General features: G+C 73.3%; 16 protein-coding genes. 6 read left to right on the forward strand and 10 right to left on the reverse strand.

Annotated elements, in window-relative coordinates:
* Nucleotides 1–115: 115 nt before the first annotated feature.
* The 3 genes from ABZ573_RS03560 to ABZ573_RS03570 form a co-directional block, all read right to left on the reverse strand.
* On the reverse strand, nt 116–2,605 hold the full coding sequence (locus tag ABZ573_RS03560; RefSeq protein WP_358115296.1) for a M14 family metallopeptidase: 2,490 nt from the start codon (nt 2,603–2,605) through the stop codon (nt 116–118).
* A 586-nt stretch (nt 2,606–3,191) separates the two neighbouring features.
* Entirely contained in the window at nt 3,192–3,401 is a 210-nt protein-coding gene (locus ABZ573_RS03565) for a hypothetical protein (protein ID WP_358115299.1), read from the reverse strand.
* Nucleotides 3,402–3,450: 49 nt separating this feature from the next.
* Nucleotides 3,451–4,809 (reverse strand): glycosyltransferase, encoded by a 1,359-nt coding sequence (locus ABZ573_RS03570; RefSeq protein WP_151453481.1) that lies wholly within the window; start codon nt 4,807–4,809, stop codon nt 3,451–3,453.
* A gap of 336 nt (nt 4,810–5,145) precedes the next feature.
* Between ABZ573_RS03570 and ABZ573_RS03575 the strand changes: the two genes are divergently transcribed.
* Nucleotides 5,146–5,835: a hypothetical protein gene (locus tag ABZ573_RS03575; RefSeq protein ID WP_151453480.1), complete on the forward strand. Its 690-nt coding sequence runs from the start codon at nt 5,146–5,148 to the stop codon at nt 5,833–5,835.
* An 89-nt stretch (nt 5,836–5,924) separates the two neighbouring features.
* Here ABZ573_RS03575 and ABZ573_RS03580 read toward each other — a convergent pair whose 3' ends face one another.
* Both ABZ573_RS03580 and ABZ573_RS03585 read right to left on the reverse strand, forming a co-directional pair.
* Nucleotides 5,925–7,082 carry a hypothetical protein gene (locus ABZ573_RS03580; RefSeq protein ID WP_358115302.1) on the reverse strand — a complete coding sequence of 386 codons (1,158 nt, stop codon included), beginning with the start codon at nt 7,080–7,082 and terminating at the stop codon, nt 5,925–5,927.
* A gap of 121 nt (nt 7,083–7,203) precedes the next feature.
* Nucleotides 7,204–7,860, reverse strand: a complete 657-nt coding sequence (locus ABZ573_RS03585) for a 4'-phosphopantetheinyl transferase superfamily protein (RefSeq protein WP_358115305.1) — start codon at nt 7,858–7,860, stop codon at nt 7,204–7,206.
* A 269-nt stretch (nt 7,861–8,129) separates the two neighbouring features.
* Between ABZ573_RS03585 and ABZ573_RS03590 the strand changes: the two genes are divergently transcribed.
* Nucleotides 8,130–8,399 (forward strand): hypothetical protein, encoded by a 270-nt coding sequence (locus ABZ573_RS03590; RefSeq protein ID WP_358115308.1) that lies wholly within the window; start codon nt 8,130–8,132, stop codon nt 8,397–8,399.
* A 41-nt stretch (nt 8,400–8,440) separates the two neighbouring features.
* Here the strand turns inward: ABZ573_RS03590 and ABZ573_RS03595 are convergent, their stop codons facing one another.
* Together ABZ573_RS03595 and ABZ573_RS03600 are read right to left on the reverse strand one after the other, a co-directional pair.
* Nucleotides 8,441–9,094, reverse strand: coding sequence for an HNH endonuclease family protein (locus ABZ573_RS03595; RefSeq protein WP_358115311.1), 654 nt, complete (start codon nt 9,092–9,094; stop codon nt 8,441–8,443).
* Nucleotides 9,095–9,547: 453 nt separating this feature from the next.
* Entirely contained in the window at nt 9,548–11,263 is a 1,716-nt protein-coding gene (locus ABZ573_RS03600; RefSeq protein ID WP_358115314.1) for a phospholipid carrier-dependent glycosyltransferase, read from the reverse strand.
* Nucleotides 11,264–11,347: 84 nt separating this feature from the next.
* Here ABZ573_RS03600 and rsmI point away from each other — a divergent pair, with 84 nt between their 5' ends.
* Nucleotides 11,348–12,196, forward strand: coding sequence for a 16S rRNA (cytidine(1402)-2'-O)-methyltransferase (rsmI, locus tag ABZ573_RS03605; protein WP_358115317.1), 849 nt, complete (start codon nt 11,348–11,350; stop codon nt 12,194–12,196).
* A gap of 106 nt (nt 12,197–12,302) precedes the next feature.
* Here the strand turns inward: rsmI and ABZ573_RS03610 are convergent, their stop codons facing one another.
* Entirely contained in the window at nt 12,303–13,355 is a 1,053-nt protein-coding gene (locus ABZ573_RS03610; protein ID WP_358115320.1) for a hypothetical protein, read from the reverse strand.
* A gap of 149 nt (nt 13,356–13,504) precedes the next feature.
* Here ABZ573_RS03610 and metG point away from each other — a divergent pair, with 149 nt between their 5' ends.
* Nucleotides 13,505–15,307 (forward strand): methionine--tRNA ligase, encoded by a 1,803-nt coding sequence (gene metG, locus ABZ573_RS03615; protein ID WP_358115323.1) that lies wholly within the window; start codon nt 13,505–13,507, stop codon nt 15,305–15,307.
* A gap of 94 nt (nt 15,308–15,401) precedes the next feature.
* Here the strand turns inward: metG and ABZ573_RS03620 are convergent, their stop codons facing one another.
* Nucleotides 15,402–16,253: an alpha/beta hydrolase gene (locus tag ABZ573_RS03620; protein WP_327030435.1), complete on the reverse strand. Its 852-nt coding sequence runs from the start codon at nt 16,251–16,253 to the stop codon at nt 15,402–15,404.
* An 89-nt stretch (nt 16,254–16,342) separates the two neighbouring features.
* Nucleotides 16,343–17,575, reverse strand: coding sequence for a hypothetical protein (locus ABZ573_RS03625; protein WP_358115326.1), 1,233 nt, complete (start codon nt 17,573–17,575; stop codon nt 16,343–16,345).
* A gap of 82 nt (nt 17,576–17,657) precedes the next feature.
* On the opposite strand from ABZ573_RS03625, the gene ABZ573_RS03630 reads away from it, so the two are divergent.
* On the forward strand, nt 17,658–18,584 hold the full coding sequence (locus ABZ573_RS03630) for a TatD family hydrolase (protein WP_358115329.1): 927 nt from the start codon (nt 17,658–17,660) through the stop codon (nt 18,582–18,584).
* A 55-nt stretch (nt 18,585–18,639) separates the two neighbouring features.
* On the forward strand, nt 18,640–19,509 hold the full coding sequence (gene rsmA / locus ABZ573_RS03635) for a 16S rRNA (adenine(1518)-N(6)/adenine(1519)-N(6))-dimethyltransferase RsmA (protein WP_358115332.1): 870 nt from the start codon (nt 18,640–18,642) through the stop codon (nt 19,507–19,509).
* Nucleotides 19,510–19,516 lie beyond the last annotated feature (7 nt).

The following is a 19,516-nucleotide window of genomic DNA, read 5'->3' on the forward strand; positions in this document are numbered from 1 at the left end:
CCCACCCACCACGGCTGCGACGCTGACGCGCCCGGACTCACCATGGAAACGCTCGTTGCCTCGTCGGTGCGGCCTCCCGCACCGACGAGGCAACGAATTACCGGATGGGCGCTACCTACTTGACGATCGTCACCGTCGCCGAGCGGTAGTTCTTGCCGTTCTTCTCCGGGTCGTAGCCCTTCTCGACGTTGCCGGAGGCGTCGACCGAGAACCAGCGGAACGTGGTGGTGCTGGTGACGCGGAAGACCTGCCCCGGCTCACGGAACTCGGTGGCCTGGTAGCGCGGCGATTCGAGGGTCGGCCGGCTGCCATCCGTCGTGTAGTAGATGGTGGCCGGCTCGCTCGTCTCGAAGCGCACGTCGACGGACCCGGTGTACCTGCCGCCGCCAGGGACGAGCTCGGAGGTCGGCTTCTTCTTGTCCTTGCCCCACTCTGCCGCGATCCGGAACATCTCCATGATCCCGTTGGCGTACTCCATCGTCTCGGAGTGGCCGCTGACGAGCGCCGGATTGCCCTCCCACGCCGGCTGGAACGAGCCGCCCTGCCAGTTGCCGGTGGCCGGGTTGTAGATCGAGCCGCCGACCTCCCAGCCGAAGGAGTAGATCCCGTAGGTGTGGTACATGTCCTCACGGACGTTGCCGGCGGAGGAGTACAGGACGTCCGACGAGCCGCCGACGTTCTCCGGCGTGACGACGGTCTCCCGGTACGCCTTGACCTGCGACAGGATCCTGCCGGCCGACTGCCAGTAGAACGCCTCGTCGCCCAGCGGCGGACGCGGCGTGGTGACCCGGCCGTCCGCGATGTAGGCGCCGGGCTGCCAGAACAGCTGGCCGCCGTTGGAGTGCACCGACATCATGAACTTGATGTTCGAGTACTTCTCGACCAGCCAGACGATGTTCTTCGACTCGGGCTCGGACAGCTTCTCCGGCCCCTGGTAGGTGCCGCTCGTGCACACCGTCGACCCACCGGCGTAGCCGTCGTGGCCCGACCCGACCCGGTAGTTCCGGTTCAGGTCGACGCCCCACGAGTTACGGCGGTCCGGGTCGGCGTTCGCGTCCTCGCAGTGGTTCGTCAGGTTCTTACGCTGCGAGGCGTAGTTGTAGAAGCTGTAGTTCGCGCCGTCGGGGTTGTTCGACAGGACGAGGAAGATGTCCGTCTCCTGGACGATCTTCTTCGTGTCCTTGTCGGTCTTGTAGTTGTGCACCAGACGCTCGGCCGTCTCCAGCGTCGTCGTCGCGGGCACCCACTCGCGGGCGTGGTCCTGGGCCTGGATCAGGACACCGGGGTTGCGGCCGTCGCGGTGCTTGCCGATCCGCAGGACCGGGATGGTGGCCTCGCCGCGGGGCACCTCGCCCTCCGGCGCGCCGACGCGCTTCTGGTCGAGGAAGTCGCTCAGCGCGACCGGGGCGGACGTCGGCACGACGAGCCCGGTGCCCGCGTTGCTGCGGTACGGGTGCGCCCGGTCGATCAGGCCCTGCGACTGGGTCTCCAGTGCCGCCGCCACCTGCGCGGCGGTGCTGGCGAGCGCGCCGTTGGCGTCCTTCGCGAGGAGGACGCGGACCGCCTTGCCCGACACGTCGACGCCGAGCGGGAGGCTCGCCCCCGGCCGCTCCACGAATTCGACGGTGACGTCGTTGCCACCCTCGTGGCCCCACGCCGCCGAACTGACGACGACCGCCGCCTGCCCGGTACCGCCGATCGTGGCCTGCGCCTTGCGCTGGTAGCCGTTCGTCTTGTGCGGCAGGTAGACGATCTCGGCGATGTCCGGGTACTGCCGGGCGATCTCCTCGGCGCGGCTGAAGAGCTGCTGCGGATGCTTGTAGCCGTCGATGAAGTCCGACCTGTAGCCCGGGTTGTCCGTCAGCGGCGGCGGGGCGCCCTCGAGCCAGTTGGAGACCTTGCCGGTGGTGACGCCGCCGGTCGAGCTGCTGACCTTGATCTGGTCAGGACGCGCGTCGAGCTTGAACAGGTTCCGGTGGAACATGTACTGCCCGGAGTCGACGAAGCGGCTCATCGTCCGGGCGGAGCCGAACGGCGTACCGACGCCCGAGTCGTTCTCGAGCTGCATCAGGACGATCGGGTTGGTCTGCGCGCCTTCGGTGGTCCGTGCCTCGACGTAGAGGAAGCCCTGGCCCTTCGTGGTGAACCAGTCGGCGCGGACGACTCGTACCGTCGCGTCGTTCGCCTCGGTCACCTGCGCCGGCTGGGCGAGCGGCTGGGCGGCCCGTGCCCCGGCGGCCCGGAAGCCGCCGTCGGCCACGTCGCTCCAGGTGAAGCGCTCGTTCTCGCCGAGGATCTTGACGCCCATCGCCTTGAGCTCGGCGACCTGCCCGGCGTCCACGTGCGCCTCGCCCTCGATGCCGTCCGGCACACGGGTGAGGCCGTGCTCGACGTCGTAGCCGGCGGCTACCACCTTGTCGAGCATGTCGGATCCGGTCAGCTTGATGCGTACGTGGTTCGACTCATGATCCGCGTGGTGGGCTCCTTCGGAGCCCGTGGCGGTGGGCTTCGTGGGGTCCGCGCCCGCAGGCGCGGTCGCGACGAAAGTGGTTGCCACCAGGGCGGACATCGCGAAGAACACGATGCGTGGCTGTCTACCTCGCATGCTCCCCTCCTTCTGTCTGTGGCCGTCAGTGATGTCGCGGCCGGCCCGAGCGCGGGCCGGACCGCATCGATTCATCCAAAGATGGACATGCTGCACCCGCGCACGACGAGCCCGGCTCCGACGGATCGCGTCGGAGGATCGTGCCGGGTGCGAGCGGGCCGGGTGCGTCGGATGCAGTGCGTCGTGTGTCCGCCCACGGCGATCCAGGCCTCGACGGATCGCGTCGAGGACCGTGTGGAGCATGGGCGGAACTGAGGCGGCGGAGGCGTCTTTCACGTCGACGACGTGGCTTGACCTGGATCTTTGCATCGCCTGAGCCGTTTGATCAACCCTTCGATGCGACGGCCAGAGGGAACCTTGAGGATTCGGTGTGCTGGCCAGCGCCGCAGGTGGCGCCCGTGACCGGCGACCACCACGACGGTGGCGCCGTCGAGGGCGACCGGATGAAGGCCTACGGGCGCAGGTCGACCGAGACGTGCCCGGACAGGGCGCGAAGGAAGTCGGGCGCGTCGAAGATCGCGCCGGCGGAGGCGACGCCTACGGTCCTGGTCCGTCCCGTGAGGACACGGTCGACGAGGCGAAGGCGCTACCTGGTCTGCCCGTCGTCACGCAGGGCGAGGAGCGCCGCTTCGAGCCGCAGCCCGAGCCCCGTCATGACGAGCAGGGCGGCGAGGACGTATCCCCCGGTCGAAGGATTATCCGGGCTGATCATCAGTAACGAGATGAGCAGCCCGGCGGCCAGGGCGACGTTGCCCATCACTCTGGTCGAGCCGCTACGCGTGTACCGGAGATCCACGCAAGTCACCGTATAGGGCTGGAGCGGGCGCCAATGTCCCTGGCCGACGTCACACGCGCGCCGGGCCCCTCCGAGCGGCGGCAGGCAGGGGCCGCAGGGTGAGCACCTCACCGAGCCCGTCGACGTGGGTCAGCCTGGTGGCGAACGCGGCGCTCAGGGCGCGGCGCAGGTAGTCCAGCACCGCCGGCCCCGGGGTGAGCGGCGCCGATCCGGTGTCGCCCGTGCCGACCAGGTGCACCTCGCGGGCGAGCCGTCCGGAGGTGTTGACGAACCGGCAGAGATCGTCCCACCGCAGGTACCGCCAGAAGTCGACGCTGACCACCGCGTCGAGGCTGCCCGGCGGGATGGGCGGGTCCATGCCGACCAGGTGGTGGTTCGTCGGGCCCGGCGGGGCGGAGTAGTCGAAGGTCAGCGCCCCGGTCGGCAGGTCGACCTGATCGCTGCCGGTGCCCACCCACAGCACGCGGGGGCCGGGCAGGCGGTCGGCGAGCCGGTCGAACGCCGGCCCGATCCGGCACGTCGAGCGCCGCGCGCAGTCGGTGGCCGCGGAGCGGTAGTACACGATGCGCTCCAGCGAGTCGTACACGTCCAGCAGGCCGTAGAACTCCCATTCGATGACGTGGTACTGCCCGGTCAGGAGGCTCCGGTTGGCCGCGAAGTCGGACCAGTTGCGGTCGGTGTTGCGGTGGTGCGGGAGGTGGAAGGCGCGGGCCTCGTCGTCGAAGGCGAAATTGAGTTCGGTCACGCCGAGGTGCCGGTGCACCCGATAGAACAGCTCGATGTCCTCCAGGCCCCAGCGCAGCCCGGAGCGTTCGTCGAATCCGCCGGTCCGGTCGAAGAGGTCACGGGCGAGCGAGATGTTGTGGGTGTAGGCGAGCGCCCAGCCCGCCCGGAGCCACTCCGGCCCCGGGGGCTGACCGTGCGGGAAGCGCAGGTCGCCGGCGCGGTCCGCGCGGCGGCGGGGGACGTCGGTCATCTCCCGGTCGTCGAGGGCGGCCTCGACGTGCTCCAGGCTCAGCTCGTCGCGCCGGCCCATCAGCACGGCGGGCCGGCCGGCGACCGCGTGGTGGGCCAGGTGGCGCTCCAGCAACTGCGGGGAGGCGTACGAGTCGGCGTCGAGGAACAACAGCAGCGGCGCCCGGGTGTGCCGGACCGCCTCGTTGCGGGCTGCGGAGCGTCCCCGCCGTCTGGGGAACTCCAGCAGGCGGAGGTCGAGACCGGTGGCAGCCTCGACGGCGTCGGCGTAACCGGCGGGGGAGCCGCCGTCGCGGATGACCACCACCTCGAAGCGCTCGGGGCTCACCGTCTGTCGCGTCAGCGACCGCAGCGTCAGCGCCAGGCACTGCGCGTCCTGGTAGGTGGGTATGACCACGCTCAGCTCGACCGCGTCGTTCGTCCGTGCCGTCATTCGACTTCCCCGTCATGGTGGTGGTGCACGATCTCCGTCGACGCGCCTCGCGCGGGAGCGCGGCCCGGCCGGGTCACGCGTGGTGGTTCACGCTCACCGGCCAGGACCATCGTCGTCGAGGGTGCCGGTGGGAGCTAAGCAGCGCGCCAAATGAGGATCAATCGATTCGTCGATGTCTGGGGTGCGATCAGTGGATCGACAGGGGTCCCGACGACACCGGGTGACGAATGCGAGGCGCGGCGTCGAGGAAACCCCGCAACCCGGCCGGCAGCCGGATCCGCGGCCGCCACCGTCCGGGGACGGGCGCGCGTGCGGCCGGTCACTACGCTGCGGCCCGTGGAGCGGATGGCGGGTGTGTTCTGGACGGGTGGCTGCGCGGCAGTCGCCGTCCTGCTCGTGGCGGGCGTCGTCGCGCTGGTCGTGGCGTCCCACCGGCGGGAGCGGGAGCGGCGGGAGCACTGGCGACAGTGGGCCGCCCGGTACGGCTGGACCTTTGACGAGCGGCCCCAGATCACCTGGACCGACCGGGTGCCGGGCCGCAACCGCCGGGGCGTGCGGTTCGCGCTGACCGGGACGCTGCACGGCCGACCCGTCTGCGTGGCCGAGTACGCGTACACCGAGACGCACAGCTCGACCGGCGCGGACGGCAACCAGACGACCACCACGCACACCCACACGTACGTCGTCTGCTCGGTGTGGCTGCGGCGGCCGTTCCCGGCGCTCTCGGTCGGACCACGCCACGCGTTCTCGAAGCTGGGCCGCGCGCTGTTCGGCAGCGACACCTACGCCACCGGGCACGAGGAGTTCGACCGGCAGTGGCGGGTGGCCGCTGCGGCCCCGGGGCAGCAGGCGCTGGTCGGGCCGACCCTGATCGCGGCGCACCTGGCGGGAGCGGTGCCGGCGTGGAGCGTGCGGGGGGCGGAACTGGTCACCTACCGGCGCGGCCGGCTGGAGGACGCCGCCCTGGTGCCGTCGCTGGTGACCCCGCTGATCACGGTCGCCGACCTGCTGGAGCAGGGCCGCTGACGAGCGCCGGCCTCCCCGACGGGACGGCCGGCGGGAAGAGCGCGGGAGGCCGGACCCCAGGGGCCCGGCCTCCCGTCACGAGCTGTGGATCACGGCCGCCAGGAGCCGGTGGTCTCGAACCTGTGCAGGTACTCCAGCGCGCCGTTCTTGTCGGCCACGTTGAACACCACCGTGCCCGCGCGCCTGCTGCCCTCGGGCAGGTTGTTGCCGGAGTCCAGGGTGTCGCCGCAGCCGGAGAGCGCGCTCGCCAGGCCGTTGGCGGTGGTGCCGTTGGCGGCCACCCAGTTGAAGTAGAACGGGTTGATGGAGCTCTTGCCCTTGGTCACCGTCGCGGTGACGTGGGCGATCAGGTACATGCCCTTGTCGGGGGGCGGGGCGTACGACCGGCAGCCCTTGGTCTCCGTGGTGAACCGGGTGACCGTGATCTCCATGGTCCCGTCGTCGTCGGAGACCACCAGGGTGGCGCCGGGCTTCATGTTGAAGGTCTCGCCGTCCCTGGCCGACGGGGACGGGCCGTCCGGCTGCAGCGTGATTCGCGGGGCGGCTTTATTCAGGTCGTCCGCCGCCTTGTTGGCGCCGGCGATGAGCGCGACGACGCCGCCGATGCAGCAGAGCAGGGCCAGCACGGCCACCACGGCCACGACGATCAGGACGGTCTTGTTCTTCTTCGGCGGCGCGGCCGGATGCGGCGCGCCGAGGGGGTAACCGGGCGCGCCGCCCGGGTAGCCCGGCCCACCGGGCGCGTAGCCGGGCCCACCGGGCGCGTAGCCGGGCCCACCGGGCGGCGGGTAGCCGGGCCCGGCGGCCGGATACCCCGGCGTGCCGGACACCGGCGGGTACGGCGTGCCCGAGGTCGGCTGGTGCGGGGCGGCCCACGGCTCGCCCGGCATCCCGGACACCGGTGGCTGCGGCATCCCGGACACCGGTGGCTGCGGCACCCCCGAGACCGGCGGCTGCGCCCACGGCTCGCCGGGCGCGCCCGACACCGGTGGCTGCGGTGCCCCGGAGACCGGCGGCTGCGGCGCGGCCCACGGGTCGCCGGCCGGCTGCTGCGGCGGCACGGGCGGGAGCGGGGCCCACGGGTCGCCCGTGGCCTGCGGGGCGCCGGAGGTCGGCGGCTGCGGCGGGTGGCCGCCCTGGTCGGCGGGGAACTGCGGCATCGGTGCCGGCGGGTACGGCTGCGGCTGCTGCTCCGGGCTCGGTTGGTTCGGATCCTGCGGCCCGTAAGGGGGCGGGGGGTGACTCACCGTACTCCTAGGCACCTGACGACGACGGCAAACGCGGCTGACGCTACCGTGCGCGGACAACGGACCATCTTCGCGTCTCCGGCAGCGCCGCGCCGTCCCCTGTTCGGATTCCGTGCCCGGGTCAACCGGACAGCAGCACGGCGGCGGTGCGGACCAGCGCGTCGTCGACCGCGAACCGGCCGGTGACCAGCGCGGGCGGACGGGCGAGCGGAGCCGCGTCGAGTCGCGCCGGGGCGATCCGGGCGGTGAAGGTGCCGGCGTCCGGATCCAACTCCACCAGCGCGTCGTGGAAGTCCAGCCACGTGCCGACGACCGGGTGCCACACCTTGTAGACGGTCTCCTTGGCGCTGAACAGCACCGCCGGCCAGGAGGTGCCCACCGGCAGGCGGGCGCACCGGTCCTGCTCCTCGGGCAGGCAGATCAGCCGGCGTACGCCCGCGTTGAGCTCCCGGTGCCCCTCGGCGTCGATGCCGACCGACCGGACCTCGCCGGAGCGGGCCGCGACCGCCGCGCAGTAGCCGCGGGTGTGGGTGATGGCGCCGACCACGCCGGCCGGCCAGACCGGCGACCGGTCCGCGGCCGACGGCACCGCCACCGGGGGTACGCCGAGGGCCGCCATCGCCCGGCGGGCGCAGACCCGCCCGGCGGTGAAGTCGCGGCGGCGGCTCTGCACCGCGCGTTCGCCCAGGCAGGCCCGCTCGGCCGGCAGCAGCTCGCCAGCCCAGTCCGACGCCCCGGCCACGGCCACCGCCACGGCCGGCGGCAGCAGGTCACGCACCGCCGCCCCCCGACAGGTGCGACCGTCCGCGCGCCCGCCCGGCTCCGAGCCCGTCGGCCGGTGGCCGGTGCGGCGGCTGGCGAACGGACCGCCGGGCCGGCGCCCCGCCCACGGTCGGCGTCGCGAGGGTCATGGTTGGTGAACGTACCGCAAGGCGTAACACCGCAGCGTCCTGCGGCGCTGACAGGGCGTCGCCGGTGGGCGGGAATGGTCCACTGTCGACCAGCCCACCGGGGGCGGGTCGCCACGTGAACCGGAGAGGGAGTGCGATGACCGGTGGTGCGGAATCCTCGGCGTCCGGGGCGGACGAGCACGCTCCACTCGCTCCCGGCTGGACCTGCGGCACGTGCGGGGCGGAATGGCCGTGCCCGGCCAAACGGTCCCGGCTGCTGGAGGAGTACCGGCGGGACCGCGCCATGCTCAGCGTGTACCTGGGGTCCTGTCTCGCGGCCGCCGCGCAGGACCTGCCGCCGTCCTCCGGCACGTCCCTGCAGGACCGGTTCCTCGGCTGGCTGCCCCGCAGCCCCCGGACGTCCTGACCGCACCCCGGGGCGACCGGTCGCCCCGGGGTGCCCGGCGGTCAGTACGCGTGCGTCACCGTGATCGTGATGTTCGTGCAGGAGTTCGCCCGGCTGGTCAACGCGCTCTTCTCGGCGCTGTCGACGCTCAGCCGCCACCGGGTCTTCACCGCCACCCACTCGCCGACGTACCGGCACTTCTCGTTGGTGGGCTGCCAGGTGGCCGGGTCCTGGTCGCCCTTGGCCTGGTTGACGTTGTCGGTCACCGCGACCAACGACCTGACGTCGCCGAGGTCGTTGGCGAACGCCTGCCGCCGCGACGTGGTCCAGTTCCGGGCGCCCGAGTCCCACGCCTCGGCGAGCGGAACCATGTGGTCGATGTCCAGGTCGGACGGGTTGGTCCAGTAGGCGGCGTCGTAGTAGGAGCGCCAGCGCCCGCCGGTCAGTTGGCAGCTCGAGCCCACCGTGGGGCGGGTGGTGGCCTCGGCGATCAGCACCTCGTAGCGGGTGTTGCAGCCGTCGGAGTCCGCGTCGGTCCAGTGCGGGAACAGGTCCCGGTTGTAGCCGGTACGGCTCTCGGCGGCCACCGGCAGGTCGGCGACGAGGGTACGCAGCGGCACCGAGACGGTGGCCGCGTGGGCGGGGGCGGACAGGCCGAGGGTGGCGGCGGTGACGGTGGCCAGCAGGCCGCCGGTCCAGCGGAGGGTACGGGTCATCGTGAACTCCGTCCGATCGATCGGGATGGCTGACAGTGCAACCGGCCCGGGTGCCGACGGACCGGACCCAGGGTTACTGGAGAACCAAATCGATCGATACGTTACGGGAAGTCTCCCATCGATGGGAATCCCGATAGCTGCGAAATCTGGCAGATCCCGGTCCCGCCGGCGCTGTCGATCCGTACCGTTTGCGCGAGATGACGGACCGTTAGTGCCGGATGTAAACCATCCGTGCGGTGTCGCGTTGGTCGGAAATCTGACCGAAGTCGACCCGTTGTGCCAGTGGTAGGTGGTGGTTAAGCTCTTGATGCGCGCCCCAATCGCCCGCTTCCCCCGTGGCAGGCGATCGGGGCGCGCATCTACGTCGAACGGGCCCGCACGCCACCGCGTGCGGGCCCGTTCTTTGTGCACCCGCCGCGCCGCCCGGGGCGCGCGGCGGGTGCCGTGCCGTCCTCAGATCCAGCGGCCGTCCAGCCACATCCGCGCCGACCACTCGGCGTACGGCAGCACCTTCCCGACGAAGATCGGATGGAAGTACGCGAAGCAGAGCGCGACGAGCAGGACGTACGCCCCGGCGATCACCCCGCCGACCAGCCTGCGGTCCCGGATCTCGTCCGACTCCTCGCGCGCGGCGGCAGGTCCGCCGTCTCCCGGCTGCGCGGCGACGGCGCCCGGTGGACCGGCCGGCGTGATGATCGCGCCGAGCACGTAGACCACCGCCAGCACCAGGAACGGCAGGATCGGCGCGGTGTAGAAGGAGAACATCGTCCGGCCGTCGAGGGCGAACCAGAACCAGGGCAGCAGGCCGGCCGCCACGACGAGCAGGATCGCCCCCGCGCGCCAGTCCCGCCGGGCCAGGCCCAGCCAGACCAGCGCCGCCAGCGCGGGCAGGAACGACCACCAGAGCAGCGGGGTGCCCAGCAGCAGGACCTCGGAGGCGCAGCTCGGCGCCCCGCAGGGCCCGTTGCCAACCCAGTAGAAGGCGACCGGCCGGCCGAGCAGCAGCCACTGCCACGGCCACGACTGGTACTTGTGCGAGTCGTCGAGGCCAGTGTGGAAGCCGTACGCGGCCTTGTGGTACTCGATCAGGTTGTTCAACGCGCCGAAGACCGGGGTGTCGCTCAGCGGGGCGTTCGGGTAGCGCTCGGCCAGCCGGTAGTAGCCCTCGTCGCTGAGCAGCCAGCCGGACCAGGTGGCGACGTAGGTGACCACGATCAGGACCCCGGCCAGCACCAGCCACGGCACCTCGTCGAGGAGGGTGTCCCGCCACGGTCGGCGTACGCCGGCGGAGCGGCGGACCCCGACCTCCCACAGGATCACCAGCAGCGCGAAGACCGGCAGGAAGTAGAGCGCGCTCCACTTGACCGCGCAGGCGCAGCCGAACAGGACCCCGGCGGCGAGCCGCCACCACGGCCAGTTCCGCCAGCCGCCCGCCGGACGCCCGGCCCGCCCGGGCTGGCCCGGGTCCAGGCCGGCCTCCAGCGCCCGGGCCCACCGGCGGCGCCGGGCGTCCCGGTCGAGCACCAGGGCGCCGAACGTGGCCAGCACGAAGAACAGCAGGAAGATGTCGAGCAGCGCGGTGCGGGAGAGCACCAGGTGGAAGCCGTCCAGCGCGAGCAGCAGGCCGGCGGCGCAGCCCAGCGCGGTCGAGCGGAACATCCGCCGGCCGATGCGGACCAGCAGCAGCACCGACAGGGTGCCGATGACCGCCGCCGAGACCCGCCAGCCGAACTCCGGGGCGGTCGTCATCAGGTGCCCCGGCACGGAGATGCCGTGCTCGGCGTCGGCGTAGCCGAAGGCCCACTCGCCGAACCCGATCAGCCACTTGCCCAGCGGCGGGTGGACCACGTACGACGCGCCGCCGTCCTTGTAGTTCCACTCGACGCCCTTGTCGATGAGCCCCCAGCCCTCCCGGGCGTAGTAGGTCTCGTCGAAGATCTTGCCCGGCGGGTGGCTCAGGCCGACGAAGCGCAGGATCGCCGCGATGGCGACGATCACGCCGGTGGCGAGCCAGGAACGCCCGTCCAGCCGGGCCTCGACGGTGGCCAGCCGCCGCCGGACCACGCCGGGGATCCCGCCGGAAGCCGGGGACCTGCCCTCCGGCGGACTCCCGTCCGTGAGGTCCTGCCCCGCCTGGTCCGCGCTCTGTGCTGTCGACGCACTCGTCACCCGGCGATCGTAGGCTGCGAAGGTGCCCGGTGGCGCCCGTCGTCCCCGATACCGGTAAAGCCGTCGATGAAGGAGTTGCATCTCGTGGGTGAAAAGTCCGAAACCGGGCGCCTGGTCCTGCTCGGCGCGCCGCTCGGCAACCCCGCCGACGCCTCCGCCCGGTTCCGTGAGGTGCTCGCCGCCGCGGACGTGGTGGCCGCCGAGGACACCCGCCGGCTGACCCGGCTGGCCCGGGACCTCGACGTCACCGTCGGCGGCCGCATCGTCTCCTACTTCGAGGGCAACGAGGAGCGGCGCACCCCCGAGCTGGTCGACGTGCTGACCGCCGGCTACCTGGTCGCCCTGGTCACCGACGGCGGCATGCCGAGCGTCTCCGACCCGGGCTACCGGCTGGTCCGGGCTGCCCTCGACGCCGGCGTGCCGGTCACCGCCGCGCCGGGCCCGAGCGCGGTCACCACCGCCCTGGCACTGTCCGGCCTGCCCTGCGACCGGTTCTGCTTCGAGGGCTTTCTGCCGCGCACCGGCGGCGCCCGGCGGTCCCGCCTGCGGGCGCTGGCCGCCGAGGAGCGGACGCTGGTCTTCTTCGAGGCGCCGCACCGGATCGCCGCCGCGCTCGCCGACCTGGCCGCCGCGTTCGGCGCCGACCGGCCCGCCGCACTCTGCCGCGAGCTGACCAAGACGTACGAGGAGATCGTCCGCCGCCCGCTCGGCGAGCTGGCCGACTGGGCGGCCGAGGGGGAGCCGCGCGGCGAGATCACCCTCGTCGTGGCCGGCGCGCCCGAGTCGGCCCCCGAGCGGCCCGACGACGACACGCTGCGGGCCGCCGTCGCCGCCCGCGAGGCCGCCGGGCTGTCCCGCCGGGACGCGATCACCGAGGTCGCCACGGAGTACGCCCTGCGCCGCCGCAACGTCTACGCCGTCGTGCACGCCTGACACCCGAGTCGGCACGCCTGACGCCCGACTGGAATTTCCACCCGGCCCGGCCGGGCACCCTCGGCGGCCCGGCCGTCGGGCGCCCGGCAGCACCCGACGGGCGGGCTCACCAGGCGGCGACGAGGAAGCCGAGGGTGATCGCCAGCGGGCCGGCCACGGCGCCCGTCACCGCCCAGCGGCGGGCGCGGGGGTCGGCGATCCGGGTGGACCCGGTCCACCGGACGATCCCCGCGCCGCAGCCCAGCACCACCAGCAGGCCGAGCAGCCAGCGCAGGTGCCCGGCCGCGCCGGTGTCCGCGTACGCGGTGCCGCCGTCCGGGCCGGTCATCCGGGCCGGCAGGATCGTGCCGGCCGCGGTGCGCTCCGCGGCCACCCCGCTCACCCGCACGCCGTACGCGGTCCACGTCTCGTCGGCGGGAGCGAAGTTGCCCCGGCAGCGCTGCGCGAGGCCGCCCCCGGTGCAGTCGGCGATCACCACCGTGCCCCGCGTGGCGTGCCCCACCGCCAGCCAGAACGGGCCCGCGCTGACCCAGGCGAAGAACGCCGCCATCAGGCTCAGCGCCAGCAGGGCGGCCAGCCCCGGCAGCGGATCGGGCGGACGCGGGGTGCGCCGGGCCCGACGCCGCGCGGCCTCCTCCCGGGCCGACCGCTCCCGCTCGTGCGGCGGTTCCTCCCGGATCGGGGTGCCGTCCCAGTGCACCAGCTCGATCGGCGGCCAGTACGCCCCGTCACCATCGTCGGACCCGTCCCCGCCGTCCGGCGTACGCCCGCCGTCGCCCCGGTCAGACGCAGGCCCACCACCCTCGCCGTCCGGCGTACGCCCGCCGTCGTCCCGGTCCGGCGGGTCACCGGCGGACGGACGTCCCCGGCGGGGCCAGCGGTTCGGCTGTCGGACGGGGACCCGGCGCGGTACGGCGTCGACCGGCGCCCCGGTCGTGGGCTCCACCTCGACGGCGGGCGCGGCGGACGGCGGGGCCGCCGCCGGTCCGGCGGCCTCGACGGGCGGTTCCGGTGGCGACTCCGGCGGCGCGGCGGCCTGGACCGCCCGGGGGTGCGGCGCGCGGGTGCCGCGCGGCGCCCTCCCCGCGTCGCCGTCCGTCGGGCCGGAGGGACGGTCGTCACGATCCCGGGCCGCTCGTCTGCCAGTCACGGCGTTCATTGCACCCCGCGACCAGGGCATCCGCAGGCAGCTCAGGCCGCGTGTCGGCGACAAATCGGGCGAACAACGGATCCGGTCCCGCCGGGCCGCCGACCCGAGGGCCCTATTGGTTCGCGGTCACCGCGAGCGGGTCACTAGGCTTGCTGGTCATGAGTCACGTTCTCGCGGCGGTCGCCTGGCCGTACGCCAACGGCCCGCGCCACATCGGCCACGTCTCCGGTTTCGGCGTTCCCTCCGACGTCTTCAGCCGGTACATGCGGATGGCCGGGCACGACGTGCTCATGGTGTCGGGCACCGACGAGCACGGCACCCCCATCCAGGTGCAGGCGGACGCCGACGGCGTGACCCCGCGCGAACTGGCCGACCGCTACAACCGGGTGATCGTGGAGGACCTGCACGGCCTCGGGCTCTCCTACGACCTGTTCACCCGCACCACCACCCGCAACCACTACGCGGTGGTGCAGGAGCTGTTCGAGGGGATGTACCGCAACGGCTACATCGTCCCGAAGACCACCATGGGGGCGATCTCCCCGTCCACCGGCCGGACGCTGCCCGACCGCTACATCGAGGGCACCTGCCCGATCTGCGGCTACGACGGCGCGCGCGGCGACCAGTGCGACAACTGCGGCAACCAGCTCGACCCGATCGACCTGATCGACCCGAAGTCGCGGATCAACGGGGAGACCCCGAAGTTCGTCGAGACCGAGCACTTCTTCCTCGACCTGCCCGCCCTCGCCGACGTGCTGCGGCAGTGGCTCGACACCCGCGAGGGCTGGCGGCCCAACGTGCTGCGCTTCTCGAAGAACCTGCTCGACGACCTCCAGCCCCGGGCCATCACCCGTGACCTGGAGTGGGGCGTGCCGATCCCGCTCGACGGCTGGCGGGACCGCCCCGACAAGCGCATCTACGTCTGGTTCGACGCGGTGATCGGCTACCTGTCGGCCTCGATCGAGTGGGCCCGCCGCTCCGGCGACCCCGAGGCGTGGCGCCGGTGGTGGTCCACCGACGGTGAGGGGAAGGACGCCCGCGCCTACTACTTCATGGGCAAGGACAACATCGTCTTCCACTCGGTGATCTGGCCGGCGCTGCTCTCCGGCTACTCGGGCGAGGGCAGCCGCGACGGCGCGCCGGGCGACCTGGGCCGGCTCAACCTGCCCACCGAGGTGGTCTCCAGCGAATACCTCACGATGGAGGGGAAGAAGTTCTCCTCGTCGCGCCGGGTCGTCATCTACGTACGGGACTTCCTGGAGCGCTACGACGCCGACGCGCTGCGCTACTTCATCGCCGCCGCCGGCCCGGAGAGCAACGACACCGACTTCACCTGGGCCGAGTTCCTCCGCCGCAACAACGACGAGCTGGTCGCCGGCTGGGGCAACCTGGTCAACCGGTCCGTCTCCATGGCGGCGAAGAACTTCGGCGCGATCCCGCCCGTCGACCCGGCCGGCCTCACCGAGGCCGACGAGGCGCTGCTCGCGGTCGCCCGGGCCGGCTTCGCCACCGTCGGCGACCTGATCGCCCGGCACCGCCAGAAGCAGGCCATCGGCGAGGCGATGAGGGTGGTCGCCGAGGCCAACCGGTACCTCTCCGAGCAGGCGCCGTGGAAGCTCAAGGGCGAGGACGACAAGCCGCGGATGGGCACCATCCTGCACGTCACCCTCCAGGTGGTCAGCGACGCCAACACGCTGCTCACCCCGTTCCTGCCGCACTCCGCGCAGAAGGTGCACGAGCTGCTCGGCGGCACCGGCGTCCACGCGCCGATGCCGGTCATCGAGGAGGTCGAGGACCTCGACGGAGGGCCCGCGTACCCGGTGCTGACCGGCGACTACACCGTCGGCGCGCGGTGGGAGTCCGTACCGCTGGAGGCCGGCCGGCCGCTGGCCGCGCCGAAGCCGGTCTTCCGCAAGCTCGACCCGTCGATCGTCGACGAGGAACTCGCCCGCCTGGCCGACTGACGGCCGCCTGCGTGCCGACGGGCGCGGCCCCCGAAGGGGCCGCGCCCGTCGCCCGTCGTGCCGGCCGCCGCGCCGGACCTGGCGCCGGTGCGCGTCAGGCCCGGGCCATCGCCGGCGCGCCGATGAAGTCCATGATGCTGCGGTTGACCTCGGCCGCGTTCGTCCACGGGGTGCCGTGCGGCGCGCCCTTCAGCGTGACCAGCTGGCTGCCGGGCAGCATCGGCTGCAGCCGCTGACCGGTCTTCGGGTACGGCAGCACCGCGTCGGCGTCGCCCTGCACGATCAGCACCGGCACGTCGATGCGGGACACGTCGCCCCGGAAGTCGGTCTGCCAGGCGTCCACGCTGTCGTGGGTGCCCTTCGCCGAGGCCCGGGCGCCGATCTCCCAGTGCGCCCGGAACGCCTCCTCGCTGACCAGCTTGCCCTTGTTCTCCTGGTAGTTGAAGAACGCCTCGCAGAAGGTGGTCAGGTAGGCGAACCGGTCGTCGATGATGGCCTGCTGGAAGCCCTGGAAGAGGCTCTTGTCGACGCCCTCCGGGTTGTCCGAGGTCTTCAGCAGGAACGGCGCGAGCGGGGCCAGCAGCACCGCCCGGTCGACCCGCTGCGAGCCGTACACGCCCAGGTAGCGGGTCACCTCGCCGGTGCCCATCGAGTGGCCGACCAGGATGACGTTCCGCAGGTCCAGCTCCGTCATCAGCACGTCGAGGTCGGCGGCGAACGTGTCGTAGTCGTACCCGGACGCCGGCTGGGCGGAGTTGCCGAAACCCCGCCGGTCGTACGTGATCGTCCGGTATCCGGCGGCCTGCAACGGCCCGGTCTGCTTCTCCCAGGTCGACCCGCTGAACGGGAAGCCGTGGATCAGCACGATCGGCTGACCGGAGCCGTGGTCCTCGTAGTACAGGTCGATGGGGGCGGAGTTCTCCGTCCCCACAGTGATGAAAGGCATGCGCGTCTCCTGGTCACGTGACGATCGGACGCCCGCGCTTTCCCACCCCACCCGAGGTTATGCCGCCCGGGACCGGCGCCCAGCCCCGCTCACAGCGCGTACGGCAGGTCCACCACCTGGTCGTCGGTGACCTCGGAGGCGGGCGCCCACGTCTCGTAGACGCCCCGCTCCTGGCACTGCGCCCCGGTCTCCGCCACCGCGTCCGGGCCGGGCCGACGCAGGCGCAGGCGCAGCCACCCGGACTCCTCCCGCAACACCAGGCAGGGCACGCCCCGCCAGTCGGCCAGCCGCAGCCGGCGGGCCGCCGACTCCACCGGGTACCGGGCGGCCCGGGTCATCGCCAGCACCCGGAACCCGCCCGGCTGGTCGGCCACCGCCTCGTACTCGCCGCCGGCGTAGTCGCCGACCAGCCGGGTGGAGCGGGGCGTCTCGCCGGTCGGCACGTACTCCTGGTCGGGGGAGAGCCCCGGCACCGCCGCCAGCAGGTGCCGCCACTGCGGGCCGGCCATCCGCAGCCAGCCGCGCTGCTCGGCCTGGTAACTGTAGAGCACCACCTCCACGCCGTCGGCCGGATAGGCGAGCAGGGTGGCGTTCGCCGGCATCGGCAGGTCCGCGAAGTCCCGGGTGACGAACTCCGGGACGAGCTGGGCGCTGCTGGGCACGAAGCCGGTGCCGAGCACCGCCCCGCCCAGCCGGTCCCGGGGCGCGAGCGCGGTCAGCCCCCGGTGCGCCCCGCCGACCGGCACGTCGTAGTCGGCCGGGTCGGCCGCCCGCCAGCGCAGCGCGTACGTCACGTCCGCGCCGTCGGTACCGGCCGCGCCGTCGGTGCGCAGCACGGCCGTCGCCGACGGCGTACGCAGGTGCGCCACGTCGTGCTCCCGGTAGCAGAAACCGTGCGGCAGCCACCCGCGCACGTAACCGGCGAGCTGCCGCGCGGAGAGCACCTTCACCATCCGGGTGCCCCGCCGGATTACCGCGGAGGCGCGCACCGCCGCCAGCGTCGGATCCCCGGCCGCCGCGGGCTGCTGGCTGAGCTGCTGCACGTACGCCCAGCCCCGCTCGCGGTGCAGCGGCACCAGCAGCGGGGACTCCGCCTCGTCGCCCGGGTCGGCCACGGGAGGCACGACGGTGACCTCGGTGGCGTGCACGAACCTGCGCCACGGCAGCGCGGCGCCGGACCGGGGCGCCCACTCGAAGCCGGGCGCCTCCTCGGCACTGAACAGCTCGTACGCCGCGCCCCGGGCGATCTCCTCCGCCGGGTACACCACGCCCCCGTACGTCACACGCGGGCCGTTTCCGCTGGCCTGAGGGGTGATGGTCACGCCGACGACGCTAGGCGCGGGATGTGCCGTCCCGGTGAACAGGCGGTGGCGTCCCCACGACACGGGCCACCGGCGGTGTGTGATGCTGGCCGCGATGAGCGAGCCCACCGAAACCCGCAAGCAGCGCGCCGCCCGCCGGGCCGGGGAGTTCCCGCCCGTGCCCGAGCCGCTGCCCCGCCCCGTGCTGGACAGCCACACCCACCTCGACATCACCGTCAGCGAGGCCGGCGTGCCCCCGCAGCCGCAGGCGGACGGGGACCCGGGCGTCGTGCCCGTCGAGGACCCGGTCGCCGTGGCCGTGGCCGTCGCCGCCTCGGTGGGCGTCGACCGGCTGGTGCAGGTCGGGGTGGACGTCGCCTCCTCCCGCTGGGGGGCCGACGTCGCCGACAGCCACCCGGCCGTGCTGGCCACGGTGGCGCTGCACCCGAACGAGGCCCCCCGCCTGCCCGACCTGGACGAGGCGCTGCGCGAGATCGAGGCGCTCGCCGCCCGGGACCGGGTACGGGGGATCGGCGAGACGGGGATGGACTTCTTCCGCACCGGCGAGGAGGGACGCGCCGTCCAGGAGGAGAGCTTCCGGGCGCACATCGCCATCGCCAAGCGGTACGGCAAGGCCCTGGTCGTGCACGACCGGGACGCGCACGCCGACGTGCTGCGGATCCTCGACGACGAGGGCGCGCCGGACACCGTGGTGCTGCACTGCTTCTCCGGCGACGCCGACTTCGCCCGCGAGTGCGTCCGCCGGGGCTTCCTGCTCAGCTTCGCCGGCACGGTCACCTTCGGCAGCGCCGCCGCGCTGCGGGAGGCCGCCGCGCTGACCCCGGTCGAGCAGATCCTGGTGGAGACCGACGCGCCCTACCTGACCCCCATGCCGCACCGGGGCCGGCCGAACGCCTCGTACCTGATCCCGCTGACCGTACGGTCGCTGGCTGAGACGACGGGCACGGACCTGGACGAGCTCTGCGCCGCCGTCTCCGCCACCGGCGACCGCGTCTTCGGCCCGTGGTGAGCAGGAGGGCCCCTGGCCCGCGCGCCCCCCACGCCGCCCGCATAGGCTACGGGGCGTGACCGGTCTCCTCGGCCCGGCGGAGATCCGGGAACTGGCCGCCCGGCTGGGCGTCACCCCCACCAAGAGGCTCGGCCAGAACTTCGTGCACGACCCGAACACCGTCCGGCGCATCGTCACTGCCGCCGGGCTGGCCCCGGACGACGTGGCGCTGGAGGTCGGCCCCGGCCTCGGCTCCCTCACCCTCGCCCTGCTCCCGGCCGCCGCGCACGTGCACGCCGTGGAACTCGACGCGACGCTGGCCGGCGCGCTGCCCGACACCGCCGCCCGGCACGCCGGGCCCGACGCCGCGCGGCTCACCGTGCACCACGCCGACGCGCTGCGGGTCCGCGCCACCGAGTTGGCCGAACCCGCGCCCACCGCGCTGGTGGCGAACCTGCCCTACAACGTGGCCGTGCCGGTGGTGCTGCACCTGCTCGCCGAGCTGCCCAGCCTGCGGCACGGGCTGGTGATGGTGCAGAAGGAGGTCGCCGACCGGCTCGTCGCCGGCCCCGGCTCCAAGGTGTACGGCGTGCCGTCGGTCAAGCTCGCCTGGTACGCCTCGTCCCGCGCCGCCGGGAAGGTCCCGCCGAATGTCTTCTGGCCGGTGCCGAACGTCGACTCCGGGCTGGTCGCCTTCACCCGCCGCGAGCCGCCCCGCGCCGACGTACCCCGGAAACGGGTCTTCGCCGTGGTGGACGCGGCCTTCGCGCAGCGCCGCAAGACCCTGCGCGCCGCGTTGGCCGGCTGGGCCGGCGGCGCGGACCGGGCGGCCGACGCGCTCACCGCCGCCGGCGTCGACCCCGGCGCGCGCGGGGAGTCGCTCACCGTCGAGCAGTTCGCCGCCATCGCCGCGTCGGCCCCGGCCGCCCCACCCGCCGCGCAGTAGGCTGACG

Origin of the sequence: Micromonospora sp. NPDC007220 (assembly GCF_040634035.1) — a bacterium.
GTDB lineage: Bacteria > Actinomycetota > Actinomycetes > Mycobacteriales > Micromonosporaceae > Micromonospora > Micromonospora reichwaldensis.

Coding starts and splice junctions, on each gene's coding strand:
- ABZ573_RS03595 (WP_358115311.1), bottom strand. CDS start 9,094: ATGACCCGTACCCTCCGCTGGACCGGCGGCCTGCTGGCCACCGTCACC.
- ABZ573_RS03570 (WP_151453481.1), bottom strand. CDS start 4,809: ATGACGGCACGGACGAACGACGCGGTCGAGCTGAGCGTGGTCATACCC.
- ABZ573_RS03620 (WP_327030435.1), bottom strand. CDS start 16,253: ATGCCTTTCATCACTGTGGGGACGGAGAACTCCGCCCCCATCGACCTG.
- ABZ573_RS03610 (WP_358115320.1), bottom strand. CDS start 13,355: ATGAACGCCGTGACTGGCAGACGAGCGGCCCGGGATCGTGACGACCGT.
- ABZ573_RS03560 (WP_358115296.1), bottom strand. CDS start 2,605: ATGCGAGGTAGACAGCCACGCATCGTGTTCTTCGCGATGTCCGCCCTG.
- ABZ573_RS03630 (WP_358115329.1), top strand. CDS start 17,658: ATGCTGGCCGCGATGAGCGAGCCCACCGAAACCCGCAAGCAGCGCGCC.
- metG (WP_358115323.1), top strand. CDS start 13,505: ATGAGTCACGTTCTCGCGGCGGTCGCCTGGCCGTACGCCAACGGCCCG.
- ABZ573_RS03590 (WP_358115308.1), top strand. CDS start 8,130: ATGACCGGTGGTGCGGAATCCTCGGCGTCCGGGGCGGACGAGCACGCT.